Source organism: Rhodococcus sp. IEGM 1318 (assembly GCF_033142465.1).
In the GTDB taxonomy this organism is placed as follows: Bacteria; Actinomycetota; Actinomycetes; order Mycobacteriales; family Mycobacteriaceae; genus Rhodococcus_F; species Rhodococcus_F qingshengii_B.
Map to the genome: position 1 here is coordinate 213601 of NZ_JAWLSC010000005.1, position 21824 is coordinate 235424.

Annotated in this window: 17 protein-coding genes; 6 read left to right on the forward strand and 11 right to left on the reverse strand. The window is 62.1% G+C overall.

Features of this window, described 5'->3' with window-relative positions:
- Window positions 1-7 precede the first annotated feature (7 nt).
- From R4P65_RS14280 to R4P65_RS14295, 4 genes are read left to right on the forward strand one after another with little or no spacing between them, the layout of a single operon-like run.
- Window positions 8-790 carry an ABC transporter permease gene (locus R4P65_RS14280; RefSeq protein ID WP_317826998.1) on the forward strand — a complete coding sequence of 261 codons (783 nt, stop codon included), beginning with the start codon at window positions 8-10 and terminating at the stop codon, window positions 788-790.
- Window positions 791-792: 2 nt separating this feature from the next.
- A complete protein-coding gene (locus R4P65_RS14285) occupies window positions 793-1575 on the forward strand; it encodes an ABC transporter permease (RefSeq protein ID WP_317827136.1) in 783 nt (260 codons plus the stop codon).
- Entirely contained in the window at window positions 1575-2384 is an 810-nt protein-coding gene (locus R4P65_RS14290) for an ABC transporter ATP-binding protein (RefSeq protein WP_317826999.1), read from the forward strand. The genes R4P65_RS14285 and R4P65_RS14290 overlap by 1 nt, the downstream gene beginning before the upstream one ends.
- 24 nt (window positions 2385-2408) lie before the next feature.
- Window positions 2409-3419 carry a YdcF family protein gene (locus R4P65_RS14295; RefSeq protein ID WP_317827000.1) on the forward strand — a complete coding sequence of 337 codons (1011 nt, stop codon included), beginning with the start codon at window positions 2409-2411 and terminating at the stop codon, window positions 3417-3419.
- Window positions 3420-3425: 6 nt separating this feature from the next.
- Here R4P65_RS14295 and R4P65_RS14300 read toward each other — a convergent pair whose 3' ends face one another.
- From R4P65_RS14300 to R4P65_RS14350, 11 genes are all read right to left on the reverse strand, one after another.
- Window positions 3426-4259 (reverse strand): NmrA family NAD(P)-binding protein, encoded by an 834-nt coding sequence (locus tag R4P65_RS14300; RefSeq protein ID WP_317827001.1) that lies wholly within the window; start codon window positions 4257-4259, stop codon window positions 3426-3428.
- Window positions 4260-4273: 14 nt separating this feature from the next.
- Window positions 4274-6214 (reverse strand): hydantoinase B/oxoprolinase family protein, encoded by a 1941-nt coding sequence (locus R4P65_RS14305; protein WP_317827002.1) that lies wholly within the window; start codon window positions 6212-6214, stop codon window positions 4274-4276.
- The gene (locus R4P65_RS14310; RefSeq protein ID WP_230815769.1) at window positions 6214-8313 is read right to left on the reverse strand and encodes a hydantoinase/oxoprolinase family protein; all 2100 of its coding nucleotides are present in this window, start codon (window positions 8311-8313) and stop codon (window positions 6214-6216) included. Before R4P65_RS14310 ends, R4P65_RS14305 begins: the two co-directional genes overlap by 1 nt.
- A 281-nt stretch (window positions 8314-8594) precedes the next feature.
- Entirely contained in the window at window positions 8595-9266 is a 672-nt protein-coding gene (locus tag R4P65_RS14315) for a carbon monoxide dehydrogenase subunit G (RefSeq protein WP_317827003.1), read from the reverse strand.
- On the reverse strand, window positions 9263-11785 hold the full coding sequence (cutA, locus tag R4P65_RS14320) for an aerobic carbon-monoxide dehydrogenase large subunit (RefSeq protein ID WP_317827004.1): 2523 nt from the start codon (window positions 11783-11785) through the stop codon (window positions 9263-9265). The genes R4P65_RS14315 and cutA overlap by 4 nt, the downstream gene beginning before the upstream one ends.
- A complete protein-coding gene (locus tag R4P65_RS14325; RefSeq protein ID WP_317827005.1) occupies window positions 11782-12426 on the reverse strand; it encodes a (2Fe-2S)-binding protein in 645 nt (214 codons plus the stop codon). Before R4P65_RS14325 ends, cutA begins: the two co-directional genes overlap by 4 nt.
- 2 nt (window positions 12427-12428) lie before the next feature.
- Window positions 12429-13331, reverse strand: a complete 903-nt coding sequence (locus R4P65_RS14330) for an FAD binding domain-containing protein (protein WP_317827006.1) — start codon at window positions 13329-13331, stop codon at window positions 12429-12431.
- Between the two features lie 89 nt (window positions 13332-13420).
- Entirely contained in the window at window positions 13421-14860 is a 1440-nt protein-coding gene (locus R4P65_RS14335) for a uracil-xanthine permease family protein (protein ID WP_317827007.1), read from the reverse strand.
- Between the two features lie 292 nt (window positions 14861-15152).
- Window positions 15153-16376, reverse strand: coding sequence for an aspartate aminotransferase family protein (locus tag R4P65_RS14340; RefSeq protein WP_317827008.1), 1224 nt, complete (start codon window positions 16374-16376; stop codon window positions 15153-15155).
- Between the two features lie 40 nt (window positions 16377-16416).
- Entirely contained in the window at window positions 16417-17895 is a 1479-nt protein-coding gene (locus R4P65_RS14345) for an amidase (RefSeq protein WP_317827009.1), read from the reverse strand.
- A gap of 137 nt (window positions 17896-18032) precedes the next feature.
- Window positions 18033-19142 (reverse strand): ring-opening amidohydrolase, encoded by a 1110-nt coding sequence (locus tag R4P65_RS14350; protein WP_317827010.1) that lies wholly within the window; start codon window positions 19140-19142, stop codon window positions 18033-18035.
- A gap of 223 nt (window positions 19143-19365) precedes the next feature.
- Between R4P65_RS14350 and upp the strand changes: the two genes are divergently transcribed.
- Window positions 19366-19989 carry a uracil phosphoribosyltransferase gene (gene upp, locus R4P65_RS14355; protein WP_317827011.1) on the forward strand — a complete coding sequence of 208 codons (624 nt, stop codon included), beginning with the start codon at window positions 19366-19368 and terminating at the stop codon, window positions 19987-19989.
- 91 nt (window positions 19990-20080) lie between these two features.
- Window positions 20081-21778 carry a PucR family transcriptional regulator gene (locus R4P65_RS14360; protein ID WP_317827012.1) on the forward strand — a complete coding sequence of 566 codons (1698 nt, stop codon included), beginning with the start codon at window positions 20081-20083 and terminating at the stop codon, window positions 21776-21778.
- The last annotated feature ends 46 nt before the right edge of the window (window positions 21779-21824 follow it).

Consider the following 21824-nt stretch of genomic DNA (forward strand, 5'->3'; position numbering starts at 1 on the left):
GCCTGCCTTGACAACCCCGAAAACACGCCGCAGGCAGGTACTGCTCGGACGGCTGCTGACTCTCTTCGCGTTGGCAGTCGCCTGGCAGGTCTTCGGAATGCTGGGCGACGAGAACGTCAAAGGTGTGCCGAAGTTCAGTGACGTGGCAGTGGCGTTCGTGGACGAACTCGGTACCTCTTCGCTGTGGACGTCGTTGGGACAGACCTTGACCACAACCGCCGTCGGATTGGCTCTGTGCCTGGTCATCGGAATCCCGGCAGGACTGCTGCTCGCCGCGCACCCGTTCCTGACAGTCTCTTCGCGCTTCGTCATCGACTTCTGCCGGACCGTGCCTCCGCTCGCGATCATCCCGCTCTTTCTGTTGATCATGGGCCCGACACAACGTATGGCGGTTGCGCTGATCGTGGCGGTAAGCGTGTGGCCGATCCTGCTCCAGACCATCCACGGTGTCCGCAACGTCGATCCGGAACTACTGGCCACCGCACGATCCTTCCGGCTTCCCCTGTGGCGCAGACTCGCTCTCGTAGTTGCACCCGCGTCGATGCCGTACATCTTCACGGGAATTCGTATCTCGGCAACACTGAGTTTGCTGCTGACCATCGGCGCCGAACTGATCGCCGGCGTTCCCGGACTCGGCAAGGAAATCCTGCTGAGCCAATCCGTCCCGGACCGAATGTTTGCACTCATCGTCGTCGCCGGAGTGCTCGGCATGCTGCTCGCGTTCGCTGTGATGGCAATCGAGAATCGTTTACTTGCTTGGCATTACATCCCGAGGAGGATGACGACGTGAAGATGATGTCCGGGATTCGACTCCTCGCGTGGGAGTTGTGGCTGCCGATCTTGATCGTCGTCGTGTGGTACTTCGGATCCGCGTCGAGTAAGTCGCCGTACTTCCCGCCGTTGTCACGAATCTGGAAAGCATTTGCGGACAACTGGTTCGGGTCAGGATTTGCACGCGATGTCGTGCCGAGCCTGACCAATCTTGCCTTCGGCCTCACCGTGGCACTGGTGCTCGGCATCGGGGCCGGTCTGCTTCTTGCGCTGTTCCCACTGGCTGCAGACATCGCCGATCCGTTCCTCCAGTTCTTCCGCGCCATACCCGCACTCGCTGTACTGCCGGCCCTGTTCATCGTCTTCGGCACAGGTTCTTCGGGCAACGTCGCCGCCATCGCTTTCGGCGCGGTCTGGCCGATACTCCTCAACACACTCGACGGCATACGCTCCATCGACCCGAGTATTCGATTGGTGGCGCGCAGCTATCGGATCCGAACGCCCCTGCTGGTCACGCAGGTACTCCTCCCCGGAGCGATGCCTCAGATAACGGTCGGCATCCGCACCAGTCTCGCGATCGGTGTCGTCATCATGGTCGGCAGCGAAATGTACGTCTCCACTGCAGGAATCGGTCACTTCGTGATCGTCGCCCAACAGACCTTCGCGATCGCAGACATGTGGTCCGGAATTCTCCTGCTGGGAATCATCGGATACGTGCTCAACCTCGGATACGGCGTGATCGAACGCTGGCTGCTCAAATGGCAGCCTCGGACCCACGGCGCACTCGCAGTGAAAGGAAACTGATGTCATCCACAGAATCTGCGGCATCCACTCCCGCAGTCGAACTGAACGGCCTCGGGGTGACCTACGGCGGATCTACCGGCCGCGAAGTGCTTCGCGGGATCGATCTTTCGGTTGCACCGGGAGAAATCGTCTGCATCGTCGGACATTCCGGAATCGGCAAGAGCACGCTGATTCGTTGCATCGCCGGTTTACAGAAGCCGACTACGGGTGAGGTCCGCATCGCCGGGATCACGATCGACGCTCCGCCCGCCACTCTTGCGCTCGTGTCGCAAGATTACGGACGCACACTGATGCCGTGGCTTCGAGTAGGTGAGAACATTCGCCTGCCGCTGCGGGGCAACGGCCTGGCACGCAAGGTTCAGAACGAGAGGGTAACCGAGGCACTCGCCGTCGTCGGTCTGGAAGGTGCTGTGCGTTCCTACCCTTGGCAGTTGTCCGGCGGAATGCAGCAGAGAGTGGCGATAGCTCGCGCTCTCGCCTACCGACCGCAGGTACTTCTCATGGACGAACCCTTTGCGTCGGTCGATGCGCAGACCCGCGCGGAACTCGAGGACCTGCTGCTCACCCTTCAGCGTGATCTTGGCATCACCGTCCTCCTGGTCACCCACGACGTCGACGAATCGGTGTACCTGTCCGATCGAGTGGTCGTCCTCGGCGGAACTCCGGCATTGATGCAGGACATCGTCGACGTTCCTCTGACCGGTGCTCGAGATCAACTGACCACGAAAGCGGACCCACTGTTCATCGAGGCCCGCACGAGAGTGTTGACGTCGATCCAGCAGTCGAAGGTGGTGACGACCGTCGGGTAGAGCGGCCTCGCTTAGGCTGGCTCCGTGATCCTTCTCCTCATCGGCCTCGCGCTGCTCGGATTCTGCGGCTACCGGTTCAGACAGGACAGGCGGAGGCTGAGCAACGGCGTCTATCTACTTCTCGGACTGATCTTCACCGGTTTCTGGATGTTGCAGTCGGGTGCGCCGGGAACCGAGGTCCCGTCGTTTGTGATCGCGACGATCGCTCTGCTCTCGCCGTTGCTTGTGCTCCTGCTCGCGGGGTTCCTGATCGTCAACGGGGTCACGATGCTGCGGCGCGAGGGATTCAGCATCGCAAATCTGCTCTCGCTCGTCGCCGGCCTCGGACTGCTCGTTCCCTATGTGCTGCTCGCATCCGCGTTGCTGACGCAGAGATACTGGCTCGCAGTCGTTCTCGGATCACTCAGTCTGGTCGCGTCGTACCTGGGGTTCTTGTTCACAAGCTTTCTGCTCTACTCCTACGTCTACGGACGCCAGAAGTACCAGCCCGGGATGGACGCGATAGTGGTGCACGGAGCTGGGCTTTCGGGCGCCGACGTAACGCCCCTGCTGGCCAGCCGTCTGGACAAGGCAGCGGACGTCTTTCGTGCCGAGGTCGGCGAAGGACGTTCACCGCTGTTGGTCGTCAGCGGCGGGAAAGGATCGGACGAGGCCGTCAGCGAGGCGGAGGCAATGTGCGTCTACCTCGTCGATCACGGGATCCCGCGTGAGAACGTGATGCTCGAGGACCGTTCGACCACCACGCTCGAGAACCTCGAGTACACGCGGGACCTCCTCCGCGCCGACACCACGGACCCTCGGATGGTTCTGGTCACCAGCAACTTCCACATCCTCCGAACCGCGACGTTTGCCCGAAGCCTCGGATTGGACGCAGAAGTCATCGGTTCCCGCACCGCCCGGTACTACCTGCCGAGCGCGATCCTGCGCGAGTTCGCCGCCGTAACGGTGGAGCACAAGTGGCTCAACGGAACGGTCTGCCTGATCCTGGCCGCCCTTCCACCGCTCGTGGTCTGGGCGGCAGGAGGCATGTCGTAGCAAGCTTCACCGAATCAGGCTCTCGATTCCCGTCGGTCGGCGACCCAACAGCAGTTCGACGGCCGCACTGCCGGCGAGGAAGTCGTGGTGGTTGTAGAAGTCGAACATCGCGGCCAGACGCGAGCTGGCGTTGACGTCGAGGTCGTTGCCTATCCGTTCGCGCCATTGATCCACACTGATCTGATCTATCGTGACGGTCCGTGACGTCTGCTTCTCCACCATCTGTGCCACCTCCATGACGCTGACTGCTTCAGGACCGCCCACTTCGTACGTCGCTCCGTGATGCTCGCCCGGGCCCTCGCTCAGAACCACAGCAGCAACGGCCGCCACGTCCGCCAAACTCACGAACGAGAATTTCGTGTCCGCGCTGTACGGCAGGACGATGGTCTCGGATCGACCAGTGAGTACCGCCTCGAAGTTCTCGGCATACGCGCACGGCTGCAACACAGTCCACTTCAGCGGGGAGCGATGCAGTTCGTCCTCACACCTGGCTTTGTCCAGGTGATGCGGCATGGACGGGCTGAACGGCCACGCGACGGAGTGATAGACAAAGTGCTCCACTCCCGCCGAAGCCGCTGCCGTCAGCGCATTGCGAAGAAGCGCCGGCTCGTCGGGATGGACGTTGGGGGCGATGAAATACACGCCTCGGCACCCGGCGAGCGCCTTGCGCAGTCCGTTTCCCGTTTCGAGTTCGACCTCGAAGTCGCCGTCGATACGGGCCTTTCGCACCAGTCGCCGAACTGTCACGCTCGGGGAAAGTGCGGCGACAACTGCCTCACCGGTCTTACCCGCGGCGCCGATCACCGCGATGTCGGCGCCGCAAGCAATTCCGTTCTCCATGAGAGTTTTCCGTCCTAGACGTAGTCGTAGACCGCTGAGGTGGCGCCACCGGAAAGCTGTGCGTAGCCCGGACCCCGATCGAAGAAGGGTTCGTTCTCACCGCGCTCCGAACGCAACTGATCCCGTAGCTCCGTGGTAGCAGCCTCGTCGACAGACGGCTCGTCACCCTCGATCACGACAACTCCGTAGTCAGCGCGTGCGCCCTCGACGGAAACCTTGCGCCACTGAATATCTCGCAAGACTTCCTCGGTGGGACGCTCCAGTGGATCTCCCCAACCGCCGCCACCGGTGGTACGAATCCGTACAACCTCGCCGGCCTTGATCGGCTCGGCATCGGTCAGAGCGTCGAACTCACGCTCGTTCGGTCCACCCGGATTCAGGACTACGGAGAACGGCCGGCCGGCCTTGCCGCCCTTGACTCCCCAGCAGGCGAGGATCGAACGGTCCGCGATGGACATGAAGTGCGCATCCTTGAGCATGCGGATGTGCTTCTCGTATCCCAGGCCGCCGCGGTAGCGTCCGGCTCCGCCGGAATCCATGGCCAGACCGAGCTTCTCGACAATGAACGGGAAGCGGCTCTCGGTGAACTCGGTCGGCAGGTTCCGCGAGTCGGGAACGACGTGAATCGTGTCCTCACCGTCGGCGTAGTAGCGTCCGCCCGAACCGCCGCCGAGTACCTCACGCATGAGGTACGAGTGACCCTCGAAGTCCTCACCGTAAACACCGGTGTATCTGATGGTTTCCTGATCGGCGGGCATGTTGCCGTCCACGGCCTTGGCCACGACGCCGGCCAGCACACCGAGCAGGCGGAGGATGACAAACGTGCGAGCGTTGGTGGGAGCGGGGAAGATCGGAGTGATCAGCGTTCCCTTCTCGGGGAACTTCATCTCGATCAGCGGTACGACGCCTTCGTTGACATCCAGTTCGGCCATGCGCTCCGGGGTGTCCGCGAGGTTACGCAGAATCGGCGCCAGCCACTTGATGAGGAAGTTTCCGTCCGCGTAGTCGCCGCAGTGGTTGATCGGGCCCTTTGCCTGCGGCCCGGTTCCGTTGAAGTCCAGGATGAGTCGCTCGCCGCCCTCGTCTTCCGGCCGCGTCTTCGTGAGCGTGATCCGCTGAATGTGGAGCATCGGCTCGTCGACGCCGTCATGCTCGGCGTAGTCCTCCCAGGTGTACTCACCGACCGGGATCTTGCTGAGGATCTCGCGGCGGTACGTCTCGGTGGTCGCGTCCATCATCGCGTCGAAGCACGACTCGACAGTGTCGACGCCGTAGCGCTCGAACAATTCGGTGAGTCGACGCGCACCCATCAGGCACGCCGAGCACTCGGCATCGAGATCGGCTGCGAGAGCGTCGGGCATGCGGGAGTTGCGCGTCATGATGCGCAGCGCCGCCTCGTTCGGAATGCCCTGGTCCCACAGTTTGATCGGCGGAACCATCAGTCCCTCTTCGTACACCGTGGTCGCACCGGACGGCATGGAACCGGGGCAGCAACCGCCGATGTCGTCGTGGTGACCGAATGCCTGAACGAAGGCGACAACTTTCGGTTCGGCATCGGGAGTGACGCGTGCGAAGACCGGCACGGTGACGCAGAGGTCGGGGAGATGGCCGATTCCACCTTCGGACAGGTAGACGTCGTTGTGGAAGTACACGTCTCCCGGCTTCATCGTCTCGAGCGGGAAGTCCCGCGCGATCGGATGAACCAGAGCGGAATACGAACGGCCCGTGAGCTTGCGGAGGTTCCGGTCGTGAATACCTGCGCGGAAGTCGTGAGCGTCACGGATCATCGGTGAACGCGAGGTGCGCGAAATGGAGGTCTCGACTTCCATTTCCACGCTGGCGAGGTAACCGGCGACGATCTCGACCAGAATCGGATCAGGTGACGCGCCGTCGGTAGCGGTGAGTCGGTACGGCTTGGCCGCGGTGGCAGCAGCAGCATCGAGAATGGCGGTCATCACTTCACTCCGTTCGAGTCGGAAGACTTCGAGATACGAATGTTCCCGAAGGTGTCGATACGTGCCGAGAATCCGGGATGGATCGGAACAGTCGAGCTGAACTCCTCGATCACGGCGGGTCCTTCGATGACGTCACCCGCACCGAGCAGTGTGCGATCGTAGGTGGCCGTCTCGACCCAGCTGTCGAAATAGGATTGGCGCGAACCGGTTCGGGCGGTCTCGGCACCGTTTCCGGCGGCGATCTCCTTGAGCGTCGGACGCTTGATCGGACCGATGCCGCTCACGCGCAGGTTGACCCATTCCACGTGCTGCGACGGGTCTCCCCGGAAGTCGTAGCCGTACAGTTCGCGGTGCGCCTGGTGGAACGCCTCGGCCGCGTCGTCCATGATCTGCGCCGTGACGGTACCTTCCGCCACCGGGACGCGCACCTCGAAGGCCTGACCGAGGTAGCGCAGATCCGCAGTACGGGAGTACTTGCGCTGCGTCTCGTCGAATCCTTCTTCGGCGAGCGCGATCTCGGCTTCGCCGGCCAACGCATCAAACTGGCTCTGCAGGTCTTCTGCCTTCAACCGGTCGTGACGACTGACGTGCGTCTGGACGTAGTCGTTGCGGACATCGACCGTCAGCAGACCGAACGCGGAGACGTTACCCGGATTGAGCGGGACAAGAACGTCTTTCAGACCCAGGATGTCGACGAGACGGCAGGCGAGCAGTGAGCCGGAGCCGCCGAAGGTCACGAGGGTGAAGTCGCGAACGTCGAGACCACGCTTGACGGTGATCTGGCGCAGGGCGTTGGCCTGGTTCCACGCCGAGACCTCGAGGACACCGACCGCGCACTCTTCGTACCCCAGACTCAGCTGTGCTGCAAGCTCTTCGAGTCCCTTGCGCGCCAGTTCGGTGTCGAGGGGGATCTCACCACCGAGCAGGTGGGGTGGGATGCGACCGAGCAGGACGTGCGCGTCGGTGATGGTCGGTTCGCTGCCGCCCTTGCCGTAGCACAACGGTCCGGGATCGGCGCCGGCCGACTGAGGACCGACTCGGAGGGTGTGCTCCGGCGTCATCCACGCGATCGACCCACCACCGGCGCCGACGGTCACGACATCGATCATCGGGATCTTCGACGGGTAGTTGCCCACTCGCCCTTCGGTGGTCAGCGCGGGCTCGCCGCGAACCACGACGGTGACGTCCGTCGACGTTCCGCCGCCGTCACAGGTCAACACCTGCTCGACGCCGGCTGCGTCGGCGATCAGCGCGGCACCGAGAGCGCCGGCAGCCGGTCCGGAAAGTACTGTCGTAATAGGCTGGTGAACAACCTCTTTGGCCGAGAGGACACCGCCGTTGGACTTCATGACGTAAAACGGGATATCGCGAGGTTCGCCGTCGGTGGTCGAGAACTCACGCAGACGATTCGCGATGTTGTTCACGTAGTTGCGGATGTTCGGCTTGACCGCGGCGTCCACGAGTGTGGTGATGGACCGCTCGTACTCGCGGTACTCACGAAGCACCTGGCTCGAGATGCTCACCGTCGCGTCGGGGAAAACTTCGAAGAGGATGTCGCGTACGCGCTCCTCGTGCGTCGGATCGGCGTACGAGTGCATGAGGCAGACACCGATGGTGCGGATGCCGCGGTCCTTGAAGAACTGCGCTGCGCTACGGACGCTCTCTTCGTCGAGCGGGCGAATCTCGCTGCCGTCGAAGGAAAGCCGTCCACCGACGGTGCGTACACGATCGGCAGGAACGATGCGTTCGGGCTTGACCCAGAAGTACGAGTTGCCGTAACCGTCCGGCACCGACTGACGAGCGATTTCGAGAACGTGCTCGTACCCCTCGGTGGTGATGAAGCCGAGATTCTCGACCTTGCCTTCGAGCAGCTTGTTGGTCGCGACCGTCGTCCCGTGGCTGACCGCACCGATCGAGTCGCCGCTCTCGCCGAGCTTGGCGAGCACTTTCTCGATACCGGCGAGAAAGCCCTCGGCGGGGTCCGCCGGAGTGGACGGGGTCTTGGTAGTGACGATGGCGCCGGTTTCGTCGTCCACTGCAACGATGTCGGTGAACGTTCCGCCGGTATCGATACCGACCCGAATCTTCCTGGGTTCCACGCTTCCTCCTGGGATCTTTGGCTCGTCTCGTCTGGTACCGATCGACGGTTGCGGCCTAGCCGGTAAGTGGCTCGTACCTGACGTGTAGTGCTATTCCACAGGTTCGGAAGAGCGGATTCTTTGTCACAATTCGCCGAATCGGGGGACCAAGGTTCGGCGCACGATCACGAGCGGATCTTCGCCGGCGCCCATGTGGGTTACGGGGACGTGAAAAACGCCCCGAACCTGGTCGGTTCGGGGCGTTTCCCTCATCGTGAAACAGCTGCTGACACTCCGGTGAACTACTCGCGACACCCAGAACGGGCCAGGAATCCGCCTATAGCAACACCTGACAAAGCAATGGCCGCACCGACGACGGCGCTGACCATCACCGTGCGAGCATCGGCGCCACCCGCTGTCGGTACACCGGCCGGAAGAACCGTCGGTGCCGCGACAGCTCCGGAAACTACCGGCACAGCCTCGACCGACGCTGCCGGGATTGCCGCCGCCACGGCGGCAGTGACCTTCTCGGGGATGCCGTTGGCAATGACGCCGTCGATGCTCTTGAAGAACACCCCGGCCATCTTCTTGGCGACACCGGTGATCATCCGCTGTCCGACGCCGCCGACCATCCCGCCGACTACCGCGTCGGCGTCGTACGAAAGCAGCGTGCCACCCTCGTTCTCCGTCAACGTGACCGTGACGTCCGCCTTCACCGTGCCTGGAGCACCAGCGCCCGAAGCCGTCATGACAAACGAATTGGGCCGATTTTGTTGCGAAAGAACAACTTCACCGTCGTAGACGCCCTTGATCGACGCGACTCCTGCCATGATCGAGAGCTTGTAGTGATTGTCCGTGAGCTGCTCGAGCGACTGCACACCGGGAATGGTCGCGGCCAGTACACGACCGTCCTGGAGCTTGTCGTAGACCTCTTCTCGAGGTGCCGTCAGCTGCGCGGTGCCGGCGATTCTCATGCATTCTCCTCTGATGACGAACCCGCATGTGCGAGTCGAAGTTCGAACAGTTCGGACGGTGAAATGGGCATGGACGTGATCGAAATTCCTTCGGCATCCTCGATGGCGGCCGCGATGACGGCGCTGGTCGGGATCACACCGGCCTCGCCGGCGCCCTTCATACCGAGTGGGTTGAGCCCCGACGGCGTGACGGTGTGATCCATCTCGAGTGAATCCGGCATCTCCGTGACAAACGGCATCAAGAAGTCCATGTACGACGCGTTGAGCATCTGCCCGTGCTCGTCGTAGACGATTCGTTCGTAGAGTGCGCCGCCGATACCTTGCGCGACGGCGCCCATGACCTGGCCTTCGACGATGCGCGGATTGATCACGTTGCCGCAGTCGTGGATGACGACGTAACGACGGACCGTGATCTCGGCTGTGACGGGATCGGTTTCGACGATCGCCGCGTGCACTCCCGAAGCGAAAGTCGAACTGGGCGGCGAGTAGTAGCCGGTGGCTTCCAGACCGGGCTGCTCGCCCTCGGGAATCGGCGGCTTCGACATGTCCGTGTCGGTCTTGGCAAAACCGGTAGCCAGCTTCGACTCACGGTCGAACGCATATCGTAGCGGGTTCGACAGAACGGCAACAACACTCAGCGGCACAGAAGTACCTTCCACTCCGGGCTCGGTGCCGAGTTTGCACACGTGACCACCCTTGAGTTCCAGTTCGCCTTCCGGCAGATTCAAGATTCCGGACGCGATCTTCTTCGCTTTCTCCGCGACCATCTGCGCCGCGACGTGGAAAGCCGAACCCGACATGACCGCGCCACGTGAGGCGAAAGTGCCGACGGCATAACCGAACCGGCGGGTGTCACCGGTGACGATCTCGACGTCGGAGACCTTGACTCCGAGATCGTCTGCAACGATCTGGGCGAACGCTGTCTGGTGACCCTGGCCCTGCGTCGTCAAGCCCGTTGCCGCCTTGACCTTTCCGGACGTCTCGACCACAACGTGTGCGCCCTCGTAGGGTCCGGGACCGGTTCCCTCGACGTACGCGCCGATGCCGATGCCGACACTCCGCCCCTCGGCGCGAGCCTTCTTCTGGTACTCGGGAAATCCGTCCCAGTCGATGAGCTTCTTGAGCTTGTCGATGCCGGCCTGGTAGTCACCGGTGTCGTAGATCAACGGGCGTCCGTCCTGGAACATCAGACCGAAGTCGTACGGCATGTCCTCGGGGCGAATGAAGTTCGCCTCGCGGACCGCGATCTTGTCCTTGTTCAGGTACTTGGCGATGGCGTCCATTGATCGCTCCATCGCGAACACGGCCTGCGGACGTCCGGCGCCTCGGTACGGGGTCACGATGACTGTGTTGGTGTACAGCGAATAGGCGTTGACCCGGAACGACTTCGGCTTGTACGGCCCGAGAACCTGCGTCGCGGTGTTGATCATGACGATGATCCCGTACGGCAGGTACGCGCCGTTGTCGTGCCAGAACGTGAAGTCGAAAGCCAACAGACGGCCCTCGTCGTCGAATCCGATGTCGATGTTCTGGATCTGTCCACGCTCGTGTGCGCTCGAGATGAAGTGCTCACGGCGATCCTCGACCCACTTCACCTCACAGGAGATGCCGGCCTGGCCGAGGCGTCGAGCGGCCCACGTGATCATCACTTCTTCGGGCCACGGATGGACGATCTTGACACCGAATCCACCGCCTACGTCGGGAGCGATGCAGTGAACCTTGTTCAGCGCCATACCCAATCGCGCGGCAATGGCGGCGCGGGCGGAGGTGGACGTCTGAGTGGAGGTCCAGAACGTGAGGGTGTTCTCGTCGCCGTCCCAGCGTGCGTAGACACCCTTGCCCTCCATCGGCATGGATGCCGAACGCTCGATTTCGAGATCCAGCGTCAGTCGGTGCGGCGCGGCCGCAAGTTCGGCATCCGGATCACCGAACCCGTGCTGCAGATGAGCGGCGATGTTGTCCGGAACGTCAGTGTGAACGGCATTGTCGGCAGTGCGAGCGACGTCGATTCCCACTACCGGCTTCAGTGTCTCGTACGTGACGTCGATCTTCGCGCACGCATCCTCGGCGATGTACCGATTGTCGGCGACCACCATGGCGATGGCTTCTCCGACGTGGTTCACCTCGTCCTTTGCAAGGGGGTACCCGTTACGCGGAGCGATGATTCCCGGATGCGGAATGAGCAGTGGCAGGTTCTCCGCCATCTCCGGGGTGTCGGCCAGGAGATCTTCGTAGGTGTAGATGGCATGTACGCCAGGCACTTCCAGTGCCTGATCGATGTCGATGTCGATGATTCGCGCATGTGCATGCGGCGACCTGACGAATGCCGCGATCAGCGCGTTGTGACCCAGATCGTCGAGATACCGCCCCTGACCGCTGAGCAGACGCGTATCTTCCTCGCGCGGAATCGGTTTGCCGAAAAACTTGCCGTCGTCGGCAACCGAATGATCGGCCGTCGAATGATCGGAAGCGGGGTGCTTGGCCCCGTTGCGCTTTGCTGGTTTGACCGGAGTACTCATGCCTTACCCACCCGTCCTCCGACGGGATTCGTTGTTCCCCGCACCTTGCGATCCAACGCCTCCCGAGTGGATGCGTCGTCGATTCCGAGCGGGAACTGCCCGGCTCGTTCACGCTTGATCTCGGCAGCGCGTAGAACCGACGCCCTGATGTTCTGGTATCCCGTACAACGGCAGAGGTTTCCCGCTATCGCGTCGGTTGCTTCCTCACGCGTGGGATTGGGGTTCTCCTCGAGAAACGCCGCGATGGTCGTCACGAAACCCGGTGTGCAGAATCCGCACTGCAAACCGTGACAATCCTTGAACGCCTGCTGAACCGGATGCAAGGTGCCGTCCGGCTCGACGAGTCCTTCGACGGTGGTGATCGATCGACCTTCGAGGCTGGCGGCGAGGACGAGGCAGGATCTCACCGGCTTTCCGTCGAGCAGCACAGTGCACGCACCACACACACCGTGTTCACAACCGACGTGCGTTCCCGTCTTACGGAGGTGGTGACGAATGGCGTCCGAGGCCAGAGTGCGGGAGGGGAGAACGACAGTGCTCGTCACCTCGTTGAGCGTGAACGTCACGGCCACATGGTGTTCACCGGTATCTGCTGCCAACTCGGCGAGTTGATCATCGATGGAGCGATCGTTTTTGGACATGGTCACCACTTTCCTGCCAGTACTGCGTTCTCACTGAGAGCATCTGTTGCCGCTGCAAACCCGACCCGCGCGGTGAGCGCGGACACCAGTTGCGAGCGGTACGCCGCCGTCCCGTGAATGTCTGCCTCGGTATCTATCTGCGCGCGGGCGCATTCCCCGAGGGTGCGCCAGCGCGGATCTCGCTGATCCGTCGCAGATGCCCCCGCCAGCACGTCCGTATAGTCCACGACCTGCCCCAGCTCTCCGGCGGACACGTACGTCATGTGTGCTTCGGCCACCAGACCGTCGACCACGCGAATACGCGCGACGACACCGACCAGTGCGTAGTCACCGTGGCGACGGGCGATCTCGTCGATAGCGGTTCCCACACCGGGCTCGGCGGCGGGCACCGACACCGACACCGCGATCTCGTCAGATTCCAGGCTCGATTCGAGGGGACCGACAAAGAGATCCGGCGACGCGATCTCGCGGGTGCCACGCACCGACTGGACGGTCACGCTGCCCCCGAGCAGTGTCAGGACTGCCGGCATCTCCGCCGACGGGTCGGCATGGACGATGGAGCCGACGCTCGTCCCGCGGTTACGGATCGTGGGGTGCGCCACCAACTGCAGAGCGCGGTTCAGCAGAGGCTGAACTCGGCGAGCACCTTCGTCGGCCGCCAGCACCGAGTGCGTGGCCAGGGCCTGGAACCGCACTCCTTCGTCTTCGGACGAGGCCACAGAAGCGAGGTCAGGAATCGATCCGATGTCGACGATGTGGGCGGGGGCGGCGAGGCGCATGGACAGCAGCGGCACAAGCGATTGCCCACCGGCGAGCACCTTCCCCTCGTGAGATACCTCGGAGAGGATTCGGCACGCGTCCTCGACCGAGGACGGTCGGTGATAAGTCAGCGGCGACGGTTTCATTACTCAATCCTGCCTCTATGAGTCACTTCACGTTTTGTGCAGATGTGACAACGGTCACGGGTCATACCTGGCATACATTCAACTTGGCATCACGTGAGCTGCGCCACGGGCACTTCCCTTTCGTCATCCGACGCATTCGCCCCCGGCGTTGCGCTCGGTTGCCGTCCGGACTTAGGCCTGTTCAGCTCGGGGTTCCAGGACCCGACGAACTGGCAGAGGTGGTACATCACGATCACGACGATGGTGCCGAGCGCGATACCTCCGAGCGAGAACGTGTCACTGAACTTCAGAGCCGTGTCACCGATACCGATGATCAGGCCGGCCGCGATCGGCATCAGATTGAGGGGATTCCCGAAGTCGACACCGTTCTCTTTCCAGATCTTGGCGCCGAGCAGACCGATCATGCCGAACAGAACCACAAGAATTCCGCCGAGAACGCCGCCGGGCGTCGCTGCCATGACGGCTCCGAACTTGGGCGAGAAGCCGAGCAGGATCGCGATGAAACCGGCAATCACGTACGCGGCGGTCGAGTACACCCGAGTGGCTGCCATGACACCTATGTTCTCGGCGTGTGTCGTCGTGGGGGAGCCGCCTACTGCGCTGGCGATGGCGGTGGCAAAACCGTCACCGGCAATTGCGCGTCCGATGTACGGGTCGAGATCGTCGCCCGTGATCTCTGCGACTGCCTTGACGTGGCCGGCGTTTTCCGCGACCAGTGCGATGACACCGGGAAGGACCAGGACGATGAACGTGAGGCTGAACGAGGGAGCGTGAATACCGACGATTCCGTTGGCTTCGTCCGAGAACGGCGGCAGGCCGAACCAGGACGCCGAGTGCACCGAATCCCAGTTGACACGAAAGTGCTCGGTGGGTGCGCCACTACCACTGGCGGACGTGATCGGACCGGAGACCCGGTCGAGCACCCACGAGAAGATGTAACCGAAAACCAGCGCGACGAGAATGGCGATACGTCCCAGGAAACCGCGTAGCGCAACGCTCATCACGATCAGTACCACCATCACGATCAGTGCCACCCATTGGTCCTGCGGCCAGTACAGCCCCGCGACAACCGGCGCCAGGTTGAAACCGATCAACATCACCACTGCGCCGGTGACCACCGGCGGTAGCGCTTTACCGATGACGCCACCGCCGAGAAAGTGGATGGCGATACCGACGAACCCCAGAACCAACCCCGACACCAGAATCGCACCGGTCACTTCCGCCGTCGTTCCGCCCTGGGCACGAATAGCGGCGACGCCGCCGACAAAGGCCGCGGACGTACCGAGGTAACTGGGGACGTGCCCCTTGACCACCAGAAGGAAGAAGAGTGTACAAAATCCCGACATCATTACGGCAAGTTGAGGATTGAGCCCCATGATGATCGGGAACACGAACGTCGCGCCGAACATCGACACGACATGTTGACCACCCAATCCGATGGTTCTCGCCCAACTGAGTCGCTCGCCGGGAGCAACCACCTCACCGGGCCCGATGTTCTTTCCATCTCCGTGCAACGTCCATATAGGCATGACGAGACCTCTCGCGAAGAAGGAAGGTGTTCGAAATGCTTTGTGCCCCAGCTCACAAACACCGTGTCTGGAGTGAAACGCTAATACAGCACCAAGATTTGGACGTGATGACAATCTGCCAGAACCCGCTCACCGAGATTGGCAACAATGGTGACAGATGATGCGGGCAGGGGTCATCGTCAGTGTTGGAGACAGTTTCGACGGAAATTGGGACCGTGATACGACAGGCCCCAACATTTTCGTCGGCTTAATGATTCCGTAACACGATGTCTGTCAACGGAAAACGAGGTACCTAGCCGAGGGCTGCGAGGATCCCTGCTGCCATCTCCGCGACCTGATCATCGGTCATGACAAACGTCGGCGAAATCTGCACCGCGCCCTGACCCGCAGCACGACCCGAAATACCGTGCTCACGCAACGTCTTCACAAACGGCAACGCCTCCGCCGGATCAGCCAACTGCACCGCCGCGACCGCACCGAGCCCACTGCGCACCTCCGCCACCCGCGGATGCTCCGCCAGCGGCTGCAGATGCGTATGCAACGACGCCTCCAAACGCTTCGACTCCACGAGCAAATTCTCACGCTCGACAATGTCGAGGTTCGCCATCGCCGCCGCTGCAGCACCAGCATGCCCGCCGTAGGTGTACCCATGGCGCCACCACGAACCGGCATAGAACGGCTCCGCCACCCGCGGCGCAATGAACACCGCACCCATCGGAACATAACCCGACGTCAAACCCTTTGCCGTGGTCATCATGTCAGGCTGCAAATCGAAACGAGTGGACGCGAACCACTCACCACCGATCCGACCGAAACCGGTCACGACCTCGTCGACCACAAACAGGATGTCGTGCTCACGGCAGATGTCACGCACCTCGGCCAGATACCCCTCCGGCGGAAGATACACCCCACCCGCACCGATGATCGGCTCCGCGAAAAACGCCGCGATCTTGTTCGCACCGATCCGCTCGATCAACTCGAGCAGACTCTTCGCATCATCCCAACCAACCGTCGCGGCATCCGCCATCAGCTCGCCGTAACCCTCACGGTTCACCGGAATACCAGCCAAAGCCGTTCCCGCAACATGCATCCCGTGATACGCCTTCTGGCGTCCGACGATGATCGTCTTCTCCGGCTGCCCCACCTCGTGCCAGTACCGGCGAGCCAGCTTCGCCGCGGTGTCCACCGAATCCGAACCACCTGAGGTGAAGAAGATCTTGCTCCCGGAAGCCGGCGCGATGGCCGCCAGACGCTCGGCCAACACCTGCGTGGTCTCGGGAACAAAATCACCGAAGTTGGAGAAATGCGCGATCTTCGACAACTGAGCCGCCACCGCATCCGCGATCTCGGTGCGCCCGTGCCCGACATTGGTGAACCACAGGCCCGCCGTCGCATCCAGATACCGCGTGCCCTCACGGTCCCAGATGTACGCGCCCTCACCGCGAGAGACGACAAACGCGCCGTTCTTCTCCACAGCGCCCATGTCCGCGAACCCGTGCCACAATGCCGAAGCCATCGTCGTTCTCTCCCAACTGGATACGTTCGAAATAGATGAGTCAGTTCACGCGGAGTGCGGGCGGAAGTACCCGCTCGACCCACTTGGTTGCCTGCTCGAATGCGTAGGCGAGTTGGAGTACGTCCACGTCGGCGCCGTGCCGACCGATGATCTGGATACCCATGGGGAGCGAACGATCGTCGAAGCCGACCGGCATCCCCGCAACCGGAACTCCGGCCATCGTCCAGGGAACAACCGTCTCCATCCACCGGTGATACGTGTCCATCGACCGCCCGTCGACGGTCTCGGGCCAGTGAGTGTTCTTGTCGAAAGGAAACACCTGAGCACTCGGCGCAAGAATGTAGTCGTACGTTTCGAACATCTTGGTAACGGCCGACAGCCAGCCGTTTCGGGCCTCCGCAGCCTTGGTCACGTCGAGCGCCGAGAGGGTGACAGCATGCTCGAGTTCCCACAACATTTCGGGCTTCATCAACTCACGCATACTCGGGTCGTTGTACTGATCGATCAAGCCGAGCTGCGCCCACCAACGCCATCGCAAGAACAGTTGCCAGATGTCCTCGGGTTTGAAGTCGGGAAGCGCCGCCTCGACGTGACATCCCAGCTGTTCGAAGACCTCGAACGAGGATTCACACAACTCGAGAACCCCAGGTTCGGTTGCCAGGTAACCGTTCCAGTCACCGACCCATGCAATCCGAGAGCCTTTCAGATCACGTGCGAGGCTTTCGGTGAACACAGCGGGATCCTCACGAATCCCCAGCGGTGCATAAGCATCGGGCCCTGCCATCGTGGAGAGCAGGTGAGCCACATCGGTGACGGTTCGGCCCATCGGGCCTACAACCGCGCCCTGCGCGATGAATCCCGTCTCCGGTATCCGACCCCACGATGGTCGAAACCCCACGACGTTGTTGAACGCCGACGGGTTTCGGAGCGAACCCATGTAATCGCTTCCGTCAGCCACCGGCAGCATGCGAAGCGCCAACGACGCTGCGGCGCCTCCGCTGCTACCGCCGGCAGTGCGCGAATTGTCGTACGGCGACAACGTCGTACCCCACACCGGGTTGTACGTCTGGGATCCGAGCCCGAACTCCGGGGTGTTTGTCTTGCCGATCACAATGGCACCGGCAGACTTGATCCGCCTGACGAACAGGTCGTCCTCTTCGGCGATTCGGTCCGCGAACATCGGCGACCCGGAGGTGAACGGCAGACCCTTGGCTGCCGAAAGATCCTTCACTGCATGCGGAAACCCGTGCATCCAACCGAGATACTGCCCACTCGCCAACTGCGAATCACGCTCGCGCGCCTCCGCCGTCAATGCTTCCCGATCCCGCAAGGCAACTATCGCGTTCACCGCCGGGTTATGTGCTTCGATCTGGTGGAGGAAGCTGTCCATCACCTCGACACACGACACTTCACGCCTACGTATCAGACCACTGAGCGTGACCGCATCGGCCATGACGAGCTCGCGATTCTCGGGCGCACCGGAAACGCTCTCGTCGACAGGGTCAGCAGCATGAACCATCGTGAATCCTTTCAAGCAGTGAAGTGGGGTGCGCCAGGAAATACACCGGACGGACTCACCGCCACCGGCAACCGATTCGAGTGACGAATTGCCGGTGGCGGCGCGACTGTCGAGGTTTCCAGCGAGGTTCTTGCCTGTTACTGACCGAGGTCGACGATCGCGGCGACAGGGCCGCCACCCTCGGGGCCCTGATGCGCTGCCGAGACCGAAACGAACACAGCCGGATCACCGGTGACAGCGGCAGTGACTCCACCGACACACGACTTGATCTGGCGGTGCCAGTGCACGTCGGAATCGTCGAGCATCGCATTACGACGGCCGCGGACCGTTCCGTCCTGGCTGGCCTCGCACTTCAAGAACACGTTGACGAGTTGACCGTCGAGGTCGCTCGAGTGCGGCCGCTCCGGAAGCTCGAGGCCGGCGTCACGGATCGCCGCCCAGATGCCGTCCTGATCGAGCGGATCCTTCATCACGCTGTGGCCGATCCGGTAGCGTCCGCCGACGCCACGTGCATTACCGACGACGACGATCTGAGCCCGGTCCAGCTCGACGCCGGACGAGCAGGACGCGACAGAAGAGAAGAGTTCGCGGCTGTGCATGACATCCTCGTCGGACGGCATGTCGATTTCGCCGAGTGCAACCGCGATCCCGAGGGCCGTACCGCCGTTGGACAGGTCCATCGACTCATGAGTCTGTTCGGTCCACACCGTCTTGCCGCGGCTCTTGGCGTCACGGATGGTGTGGATTGTCAGCAACGGAGTCTTGGTCTGTACGTAGTGCACGTCGGCAGGATCGGTGATGCCGGCATTGGCCATCGCATCTTTGACTGCCGCAGCTACTTTGGTGATCATCGCCGTACGGCCGATGTCCTCGGGCAGCAATTGCTCACTCATGGCGACGCCCACGGTCAGTCGCGGCTCGTCGGTCTTGGTGACCTTGTCTGCCGGTACCGTCGCGAAGATCGTCGCGTGCGGGCTGATCACGCCATCCGTACCACCTGACCAGACGATCGGTACCTGCGCCACCTCTTCGAGGCTGCGATTGCCCTTGGCGGAGAGAACCTCTCGAAACGCTCGGTCCGCGATGATGCGCGTGTAGTCGTTGACGCCGCCGTTACCCTCGGTTTTGCCGATGACTGCAATGACGCGGTCGGCCTCGAGGACACCGTCGTCGATCAGCTTGGCGAGCTCACTGGCGTCGGAGACGCTGTGTAGCGGAACCTTACGGACCTCGATTGCTTCGGGCATTGGCATCTCCTTGTATAGGGAATCGTGGAGGCAAAATTGGGCCTTGACAGCTCCCGGCGCCCAGTCCAGCCGAGCGGTTCGGAACTGCCATGCCGACCACGCTATGACGACTCGAACCCTTCGGCATCGTCAATACTTGCCCAAACGAAAACCGCGATTGGTTATTTCGACTCCGATTCACCGGTTCCGCGCCGCCCCATCGGTTCTCACTTACGATTCGACCATGGACACCACTGTTGTCGACCATCCGCTGGCGGCATCTCTGCTCACGACCATGCGCGACGCTCGCAGCGACAACGCAACATTTCGGTCCGCCCTACGCAGACTGACGCACATGTTGGTCTACGAGGCCACGCGCGGCGCAGAAGTGGAACAGTTCGACATCGAGACGCCAGTTGCTCCGACGCAGGGAGTGCGACTGGCGAATCCACCGCTCCTGGTACCGGTCCTGCGAGCCGGCCTCGGGATGGTCGAACAAGCGAGCGCCCTGATTCCGCAGGCGGGAGTCGGTTTCGTGGGAATGGCGCGAGACGAGAAGACACACCAGCCGGTTCCGTATCTGGAGTCCCTGCCTGCTGATTTGTCGGGCACCCCCGTCTACGTCCTCGATCCGATGTTGGCAACCGGCGGATCCACCATCCGCACAATCGATCTGCTCATTGCACGCGGAGCAACCGACGTGACTGCAATTTGCGTCGTCGTGGCTCCGGAAGGGATCGAAGCATTGAAGAATTCCGGACATCCGGTCCGACTCCTCACCGCGAGCATCGACGACGGTCTGAACGAAAATGCGTTCCTGGTACCTGGACTCGGAGACGCCGGCGATCGCCAATTCGGACCAAGATAGTCGGCAGACATACGGAGACCACTCATTCCGGGAGGAGATTTTCGTCAACTGTTGACAATGTTCACTGTGCGATCGAGCGTAGTCTCGCGACATGGATAGATCTGCCAAATATTCGAGCGAAGAGCTTCAACATTTGCCAGAAGGTGGCGACTACAGACTGACGGTTCGGGATGTCCTCGAGCTGCCCAGTCTGCGTGGAGCCGAAGTCCTTGCCGGGCGCGGGGGCTTGCGCCACCTCGTTCAATCGGTGAACGTGATGGAAGTACCGGACATCCTCGCTTGGGTGAAGCCGAACGAACTGTTGGTGACAACCGGGTTCCCGCTGCGCTACGGGCGAACCGGAGAGCTTCTCGACGACACAGATCTCAGTGACCTCGTCGACGGTCTTGCACGTCGAGGAGTCGCGGCACTTGCCGTGAAAACGGGCCGCTATCTCGACGAACTGCCGGAAGCCATGCTGCACATGGCAGAGCAGCGAGGCCTGCCGCTATTGGTTCTTCCCGTCACCGCAGGATTCGACGAGGTGATCTCGGAGGTCTTCACCAAGTTGGTGGCAAAGCAGTCCGCGGCACTCGACATCGCCGATCGACTTCACCGCTCGTTGACGTCGATCGTCTTGGAAGGCGGCGATCTACCTCAGATTGCCGCAGAATTCGCCGCGCTTTTCGACGTCAGCGTTCTGATCTGTTCGCCGGACGGAAGGGTATTGACCGAGGCCGGGGATTCAGCCGCGCTGAACGCGCTTCCGTTGTTCGAGAGCACCGGTCGGTTCCTGACCGAGCGGGTTGCTGTCGGTTTACAGAACGCGCCCAAGGGATTTCCCGGCCAGTTGGCGCTCACCCGAGTGGTGGCCGGCGGCACAGACCACGGCCGAATGGTGGCGTACGCCGGTACCCACGAACTCGGCGCAGTTGTCGTGCAAGCGTTGGAGCGAGCGGCCACCGTTGCTGCTCTGGCCGTCACCAAGCAGTTGGCAGTTGCGGCAGTGGAATCCAAATTTCGCGGCGACTTTCTCCGCGACGCACTGATAGGCGAAGCCGGCTCGCCGGCGGAAGTGAGCGCGCACTTCACCCAATTGGGGTGGGACGTTACTCGCCCCCTTGCCGTTGTGGTTGCAGAACTCGACGTCGACCACCCGGAATCCCAGCACGCGAATTCCACTCGCACGGACCAAGATCGACTCAGCGACGGCTGGCAACAAGTGGTACGCACCCACGAGCGGACGGCACCGTCCGTCGGGTTTCGACACGAGGTGGTCACACTTTTCCCGACCAGCACCGACCGTGCGGTTCGGGACATCGAAGGGTTGGTGCGCAAGGTTGCCGGAGACCGCACCAGCGGCCGCCGATCCTTCAGCACGGGAGTGAGCCGGGTGATCTACTCCCTGGCCGATCTACCCGCGGCCTACGACCAGGCCTGTACAGCCGTGGTTGTCGGCCGACGTATCAACGGGCCGGGGCAGATAGCGCACTTCGACGAACTCGGCGTACACCGACTCCTCTCGCTCCAGACGGACAAGAGCGAACTGCGTTCGTTCACCGATGATGTTCTGAAGTCCCTGTCGGCAGACAACGCCGAAGCCGCGGACTTGCGTCTGACACTCCAGACGTTGCTCGACTGCAATTGCAATGTCGCCGAGGCGTCCCGCGCACTGCATATGCACTACAACACTTTGCGATACAGAATCGGAAAGCTGGAGAGCGTCGTCGGATCGTTCACCGACGACCCCGTCCTTCGATTGAACGTCTCACTCGCCCTGCAGGTCATGAAGATGCACGAGATGAGCTGACAGAACGCCCCAATTACGGTTCGATACAACCGCAATCCAGCCGTGC

Coding starts and splice junctions, on each gene's coding strand:
- R4P65_RS14300 (WP_317827001.1), bottom strand. CDS start 4,259: ATGGAGAACGGAATTGCTTGCGGCGCCGACATCGCGGTGATCGGCGCC.
- upp (WP_317827011.1), top strand. CDS start 19,366: ATGGACACCACTGTTGTCGACCATCCGCTGGCGGCATCTCTGCTCACG.
- R4P65_RS14325 (WP_317827005.1), bottom strand. CDS start 12,426: ATGTCCAAAAACGATCGCTCCATCGATGATCAACTCGCCGAGTTGGCA.
- R4P65_RS14305 (WP_317827002.1), bottom strand. CDS start 6,214: ATGACCGCCATTCTCGATGCTGCTGCTGCCACCGCGGCCAAGCCGTAC.
- R4P65_RS14335 (WP_317827007.1), bottom strand. CDS start 14,860: ATGCCTATATGGACGTTGCACGGAGATGGAAAGAACATCGGGCCCGGT.
- R4P65_RS14290 (WP_317826999.1), top strand. CDS start 1,575: ATGTCATCCACAGAATCTGCGGCATCCACTCCCGCAGTCGAACTGAAC.
- R4P65_RS14350 (WP_317827010.1), bottom strand. CDS start 19,142: ATGCCCGAAGCAATCGAGGTCCGTAAGGTTCCGCTACACAGCGTCTCC.
- R4P65_RS14315 (WP_317827003.1), bottom strand. CDS start 9,266: ATGAGAATCGCCGGCACCGCGCAGCTGACGGCACCTCGAGAAGAGGTC.
- R4P65_RS14340 (WP_317827008.1), bottom strand. CDS start 16,376: ATGGCTTCGGCATTGTGGCACGGGTTCGCGGACATGGGCGCTGTGGAG.
- R4P65_RS14285 (WP_317827136.1), top strand. CDS start 793: ATGATGTCCGGGATTCGACTCCTCGCGTGGGAGTTGTGGCTGCCGATC.
- R4P65_RS14360 (WP_317827012.1), top strand. CDS start 20,081: ATGGATAGATCTGCCAAATATTCGAGCGAAGAGCTTCAACATTTGCCA.
- R4P65_RS14345 (WP_317827009.1), bottom strand. CDS start 17,895: ATGGTTCATGCTGCTGACCCTGTCGACGAGAGCGTTTCCGGTGCGCCC.
- cutA (WP_317827004.1), bottom strand. CDS start 11,785: ATGAGTACTCCGGTCAAACCAGCAAAGCGCAACGGGGCCAAGCACCCC.
- R4P65_RS14330 (WP_317827006.1), bottom strand. CDS start 13,331: ATGAAACCGTCGCCGCTGACTTATCACCGACCGTCCTCGGTCGAGGAC.